A 6,131-nucleotide genomic window follows, 5' to 3' on the forward strand; every position below is an offset into this window, starting at 1 on the left:
GAAGCGATATATCCAGAATCAGTCAGGAGGCGCTATCCCTCCCCACCCGGGTGGGGAATCCCGCGCCTTACGTTGAAGGCAAACGAGTTGCCCAGTGGCGGTGAAAAACCCGACCGGTGGCCAGCTTCTGCGTGGGTCTTACGCGAGAAAGAGGGGGTTCCGGTCCAACCTGCTGAAGAAAGTAAGCAGAACCTTGGGGCTTTGCCTCAAGGAACGGGGGAGGGGCGGTTTGACAACGCCTTTACGCGTCGGTTTGTGGACTGCGAGTTGGCAGGAGTGTTAACGCTTGCTTCCTTCGAGCCGAGAAGATTTGGGGATTCCCTCTACGAAGCCGCAAAACATTGCTTCATCTCCTGCAGCACCTGGGCATCCTGGGAGGCAGTTCTAGCGCCTGCTTGGGCAGCCCAGCACTTGAGACTTTCGATCTGGTCGCGGGCAATGGAGGCCAGGGGCACAGTTTCGCGGATGGCCTGCAGGATGTCTTCCTGGGTAAAGTCTCGCCGAGCGCCGCTGCCGCTGCCCCCAAAGGCGTTGTACATAGCATCTACAATGGCCTGCTCAATCTCAGCGCCACTGAAGTTCTGGGCAGCCGCTGCCAAGGCATCGAGGTCAAACTCCCGCAGGCGGCTGGGGCGCAACCGCTGCAGGTGTACCCGGAAGATCTCCTTGCGCTCGGCTTCGGTGGGCAGGTTGAGGAAGAAGATCTCGTCAAAGCGGCCCTTGCGCAACAGCTCCGGCGGCAGCAAAGGCACGTTATTGGCTGTGGCCACGATGAAGACCGGGCTGGTTTTCTCCTGCATCCAGGTAATCAGGCTGCCAAACACCCGGCGGCTGGTGCCCGAATCCCCGTCGGCGCCGCTGGTGATGTTGCCAAAGGCCTTGTCAATTTCGTCAATCCAGAGCACACAGGGGGCCATGGCCTCCGCCAGTTGGATCATCTGGCGCACGCGGCTTTCCGATTCGCCAACAATGCCGGCAAATAGGCGCCCGGCATCCAATCTCAGCAGGGGCAGACGCCACTCATTGGCAATGGTCTTGGCCGAGAGAGACTTGCCGGTGCCCTGGATCCCCACCAGCAGCACCCCCTTGGGGTTGGGCAGGCCGTAGCGCCGCGCCTCTTCGGTAAAGGCTTCCTGGCGCACCCGCACCCAAGCTTTGAGGTTGTCCAGCCCGCCCACGCTTTTTAGGGTCTCGCGGGCGGTGAAAAACTCCAGGATGCCGGTCTGGCGGATGGCCTGCTTTTTCTCCTCCAACACCAGGTCAATATCGGCCTCGTTCACCTCCTGCTTAGCGGCCAAGGCGCGGGCCAAGACGCGGCGGATGCGCTCGCGGCTCAGCCCCTGACAGGCCTTGACCAGTTGCTCGCGACCTAGAGGGCTGAGCTTGAGTTTTTCCGGGGCCACGTAGAGCTGGATGAGGCGGTTGATCTCCTCGCTGTTGGGCAGGGGAATGTCGACAACAGTGATCTCCTCGGCTAAGTCGCTGGGCACTTCCAGAGTGTGGCTGAGCAGGATCAGCGTCTTGCGGGTGCGCTTGAGCTCGCGGCTGAGGTTCTTCAGCTCCCGCAGGATGGGGGCATTTTTGTCGCTGCTGGCGTTGCGCAGCACAAAGTGCAGATCCCGCAGCACAAACAGGGTGTCTTCCTGGGGAGCCGAGCGCCACACCCGCCCTAGGGCGGCCATGATGGAGCCACGGTCTTCGCCAGTATCCTGCCAGCCCCGCACCAAATCCCAAAACAGCAGCCGCCGCGGCGGATCGGTTCTCTTGGCTACTTGCACGAGCACGGCGTCCGCCGGCTCCTCTTCGGGGGAAACCAGGTAGATCAGGGGGTAGCGGGCCCGGATCATCAGATCCAGCTCCCGCATCAGTTCCCCTTGCACTTCGGTGGCAATCCCGCTCAAGCCGGGATCCCCGCTGCCTTGCCGATTGCGATCGGGGAGCTCTTTGAGATCTTTTGCGGCTTCTGCCATCGATGAGAAAACAGTGGGGTTCTCCTTACCAGGATAGAGCAGGGATCCCTTGCAGCTCCGCCAGCATGGCGCGGGCAGTCTGGGTGGGATCCGCCGCCTCCATCAGGGCCCGCACCACAGCTACGCGGCTGGCGCCTGCCTGGCGCACCTCGGCCAGGTTGTGGAGATCAATGCCGCCGATGGCAAACCAGGGCAGATGGGCCTTCTCAGCGGCTAGGCGCACGTACTCCAGACCAGCAGGGGGTTTTTCTGCTTTGGTGGGAGTGGCATAGACAGGGCCGACGCCGATATAGTCCACGCCACTATTGAGGGCTTGGGCCAGCTCTTCAGCGTTGGTGGTGGAGAGGCCAATAAGACGCTGGGATCCCAGCAGCTGCCGGGCTTGGGCAACCGGCAGATCTGTCTGGCCTAGGTGCACGCCGTCCGCCTGGCTGACCAAAGCCAAGTCCACCCGGTCGTTAACAATCATCAACGCCTGATAGCGGTCGCACAGCTGCCGCAGCTGTTTGAGATCCCAGAGCATCTCCCTATCGGGGAGGTTCTTGCGGCGGTACTGCACCAGTGTCACCCCCCCGCGCAGGGACTTTTCCACCACCTCCAGCCAGTGGGGCACCGGGCTAGTGACCAGGTAGAGATGAGCCGCCAACAGCCGTTGGCGCAGGGATCCCTCCAGCAGCTCGCTTTCTAGAACGTAGAGGCGGTAGCGCATCTCTTTGGCCAGCTTGGCCAGCCCTGGGGCCAACCAGTGGTGAGATTCGGCCAGCTTACCGTATTCTTCCAGCACCCGTAGGGCTTCTTGCACACGGCTGCAATTGGCCTGCAACACGTGGCCAAGATCCCGCCGCTCCTCTTCCTGGGGATGGGAGATCTGGGTGCCCGGGTCGGCAGCGGTGTCGCGGGCCAACCGCAGCGGGTCGCTGTGCCAACGAGCTAGGGCCTGGCGCATGGCCTTGCATTCGCCAGCCAGCTCGCCGTTTTCTAGGCCAAAGCGAAACCACTCCTCCAGCACCCGTAATCCCTCACGAGCTCGGTCGAGGTTGGCATCCAAGATACGGGCGACGGCCTGCGGTTTCATGTCCCCTGCGTGTGGGAGTTTTAATCTTTTTTTACTGTAAGTTGAAACTAAGTTGAAACGGTTTTTCTGGCACCTGCCCTAGCCTTTGTCCGCAAAGGAAGCAGGCTGGTGCCAAAGGGCGTTGAGGAAAGCCTGCTGCGGCGTGTGTCCCCAGGCAAACTCGCGGGGGCCGATCCCTTCCGGCAGGTAGGCCCAAGCGTAGCACTCGCAGGCAGGAAAGTAGCGGATCTCCCACCAGGGCTGGCCGGCGGCCACATCCTTCACCGCCCGCCAAAAATGCCCTCGCTGACGGGTAAGACGGGTCTCGACGAAGTAAGGGCCTTCCAGGTGCAAAGCTTCCACCGCTGCAATAAACTCAGCTCGTTGTCGCTCATTGCGGATCATCACCCTGGCTTCCCCTCGCAGGTTGGCTCTATTTTAAGGGGAGATTTTGGGTAGGCTACGAAGTTCTGCTCGTTTAGCTCGAATAGAGGCGGCAACACTTCAGAGTTGAACCCCCATCCTCTAGCCAATGAATCCACAGAATTTGTCGCGGGTGCTGTGCCTGAGCAATGGCCACGGGGAAGATGAGGTAGGTAGTCGCATCGCCCTGGCCCTGACTGGCCTGGGGATCTCGGTGCAAGCCCTGCCGATTGTGGGGGAAGGCACCGCCTATTGCCGCCGCGGCATCCCGCTGCTGCCCCTGACCCAGGTGATGCCTTCGGGGGGATTTATCTATCAAGATTGGCGGCAGTTGTGGCGGGATCTGCGTGCTGGCTTGCTGGGCCTGACCGGGCGGCAATTGGCTTTGGTTCGCCAGGCGGCGGCTCAAGTGGAGCTGGTGCTGGCGGTGGGGGACATTGTGCCTTTGTTAATGGCCTGGTGGAGCGGCAGCCCCTACGTCTTTGTGGGCACAGCCAAGTCGGACTATTATTGGCGGGACGAACAAGGGCCCTACCGCCGCGCTTGGCTGAGACAGCCGGTTTCCGATTATCTGCCCTGGGAACGCTGGCTCATGGCCCGTAGGCGCTGTCGCGGCTCCTTCTTGCGAGATGAGCTGACGGCCACCGCTCTGCAAAAGCGGGGCCTCCGGGCTTTCTACCTGGGCAACCCGATGATGGATGACTTGGAGCCGCGGGGAGAATTGCCTTTGGATCCCGACCGGCCTGCGGTGCTGCTGCTGCCGGGATCCCGCCCGCCAGAGGCTTACCGCAACTGGGCCTTGATGATGCAGGTGGTCGAGCAACTGCCGCCGGAAATCCAAGTTTACGCCGCCCTCAGCCCCAACCTGGAGCGGGCACCTCTTCAGGAGAAGATCCCCTCTTGGCGCCGCGACCTGCTCCTGGTGTGGGGAGATTTCGGCACCTGTGCCCACCGGGCCACGGCAGTGCTGGCCATGGCGGGGACGGCCACCGAACAATGTGTGGGCTTGGGGAAGCCGGTGGTCACCCTGCCGGGGGAGGGGCCGCAATTTACCCCCCGCTTTGCCGAAGCTCAAACCCGTCTCCTGGGATCCGCCGTCCACCTCACTTCACCCCAGCAGGCCCCTGCCGTGCTCTGCCAAATTCTAGACCGCCTGGCCAGCGATCCCGCTTACGCCGCCCAACTGCGGGCCCACGGGCAGCGGCGTATGGGATCCCCTGGCGCTGCTCAGCGCATTGCCGCCCAGATTAAAGCCTGGCTCTCCAACCCTGCTGGCTAAGCCCGCCCCACCCCCTCCATCAGGTTGTCCAGCTCTGCGTAGTCCGGCAGCGCCGTGTCGATGGGCTGGCCTTGGCGCAGCACCACCCGATCGTGCTGAGGTCGGGAAAGGAGCTCGTCAAACCCCCGGCCCTTGAACAGCACCAAGTCTGCCGGCAGGCCCACCCCAATTTGTCCGGCCTCTACCAAGCCCATCCTACGGGCCGGGGTGGCAGTGATGGCCTGCGGCCAATCCCCGTAGGGGGTGTCCAGGTGCAGGATGCGGGTGGCCTCCCGAAACACTTCTAGGCCGTCGTGATCCCTGAAGCCGTGGAAAGGATCCCGGCAGTTGTCACTGGCTATCATCACCGGCACGCCCAAAGCCTTCAGCTCATGGAGCAGCGTTACCCCCCGCCAGCGGGGCGTGTGGCCGGGGCGGCGGTCTTGTAAATAGAGGTTACACATGGGCAGGCTGACCACGGCGATCCCCGCCTCTTTGACCAGGGCCATGGTCTGGTGGGCCACCTGCGGTGGCTGCACCGCCAAACTGCAGCAATGGCCGCACACCACCTGGCCGAAAAACTCATGGCGCAAGGTTGCTGCTGCCACGTGTCTCAACGTGAGGGATCCCGGATCCTCCGTCTCGTCGGTGTGGAAGTCGAGATCCAGCCCCCGCTCCTGGGCCAGGGCAAACACCCGCTCCAACTGCTCATCCAGCTCCGGCCCCATCGCCGCTACTCCACCTAGGATCCCGCCCAGCTCTGCCACCTTGTCCGCCAGCTTCTCCCCTGCCGGCGTGAGAAAGAAGTCCAAATGGGTCAACGTCACTGCCTGCAGCTCCAGTCTGCCCGCCCACTCTCGCCGCAACTGGGCAAACACCTCCCAACTCACCTGGGCGTGGGGGCCGTTGCAGACCAGGTGGGTGCGCACCGCCTGGGATCCATGGGCATAGCTGCAGCGCAGGCCAAAGTCGCAGCGGCGGTAGATATCCTGCCAAAGTTTTTCGTGCCTGCCGGCGTAGGCCCGCTCCATTTTGGCCCAGTCTTCCTGCTCGGCTCGGATTGCCCCGGCAAACGTGCCGTCGGGGTTGGGGGTGCGCGGCCACACGTGCCCCTTGTCCAGGTGGGTGTGGATATCGACAAAACAGGGCCACACCTGGCCCCGCCTCAGATCTATGCTCGCGATCCCCTGAGGTGGGATCCCATTGGCTGATTGGATGTGAGCAATTCTCCCCGCCTCTATTTCCAGATCCAGCAGCACCAGGCCCTCCCGGTTAGGCGCGGCCCCCGGCACCGCATCTATGAACTACCCCACCGCGTAGGCGGGTGGGGTTTCCTCACCCGCTTTACGGCAGAGCTTTTGTCTCTTCTTCTGCCCCAGTTGCTTCATCGATCCCGTGTACCGGGTCTCTGAAGTAGAGCTGAAGC

At 62.7% G+C, this 6,131-nt stretch carries 5 protein-coding genes; 1 reads left to right on the forward strand and 4 read right to left on the reverse strand.

The features are described 5' to 3' along the window. Positions 1–323 precede the first annotated feature (323 nt). The 3 genes from NW863_RS11955 to NW863_RS11965 all read right to left on the reverse strand — a co-directional run bounded on the left by NW863_RS11955 (position 324) and on the right by NW863_RS11965 (position 3,429). Positions 324–1,865 (reverse strand): AAA family ATPase, encoded by a 1,542-nt coding sequence (locus NW863_RS11955; RefSeq protein WP_414366604.1) that lies wholly within the window; start codon positions 1,863–1,865, stop codon positions 324–326. 130 nt (positions 1,866–1,995) lie between these two features. Then, entirely contained in the window at positions 1,996–3,045 is a 1,050-nt protein-coding gene (locus NW863_RS11960) for a thiamine phosphate synthase (protein WP_414366599.1), read from the reverse strand. A gap of 78 nt (positions 3,046–3,123) precedes the next feature. Then, the gene (locus tag NW863_RS11965; protein WP_414366606.1) at positions 3,124–3,429 is read right to left on the reverse strand and encodes a hypothetical protein; all 306 of its coding nucleotides are present in this window, start codon (positions 3,427–3,429) and stop codon (positions 3,124–3,126) included. Between the two features lie 127 nt (positions 3,430–3,556). Between NW863_RS11965 and NW863_RS11970 the strand changes: the two genes are divergently transcribed. Then, positions 3,557–4,726: a lipid-A-disaccharide synthase-related protein gene (locus NW863_RS11970; RefSeq protein ID WP_414366601.1), complete on the forward strand. Its 1,170-nt coding sequence runs from the start codon at positions 3,557–3,559 to the stop codon at positions 4,724–4,726. Here the strand turns inward: NW863_RS11970 and NW863_RS11975 are convergent. Continuing rightward, complete coding sequence (locus NW863_RS11975; protein WP_414366603.1) at positions 4,723–5,997, reverse strand: cytosine deaminase; 1,275 nt, start codon at positions 5,995–5,997, stop codon at positions 4,723–4,725. The two genes, NW863_RS11970 and NW863_RS11975, sit on opposite strands and share 4 nt — an antisense overlap. Between the last annotated feature and the right edge of the window lie 134 nt (positions 5,998–6,131).

Origin of the sequence: Synechococcus sp. B60.1, from assembly GCF_047462555.1 — a bacterium.
Classification (GTDB): domain Bacteria; phylum Cyanobacteriota; class Cyanobacteriia; order Thermostichales; family Thermostichaceae; genus Thermostichus.

Bases quoted from the DNA above. Each gene is read 5' to 3' on its own strand.
- NW863_RS11955 (WP_414366604.1), bottom strand. From the start codon at position 1,865: ATGCGGGAGCTGGATCTGATGATCCGGGCCCGCTACCCCCTGATCTAC.
- NW863_RS11960 (WP_414366599.1), bottom strand. From the start codon at position 3,045: ATGAAACCGCAGGCCGTCGCCCGTATCTTGGATGCCAACCTCGACCGA.
- NW863_RS11965 (WP_414366606.1), bottom strand. From the start codon at position 3,429: ATGATCCGCAATGAGCGACAACGAGCTGAGTTTATTGCAGCGGTGGAA.
- NW863_RS11970 (WP_414366601.1), top strand. From the start codon at position 3,557: ATGAATCCACAGAATTTGTCGCGGGTGCTGTGCCTGAGCAATGGCCAC.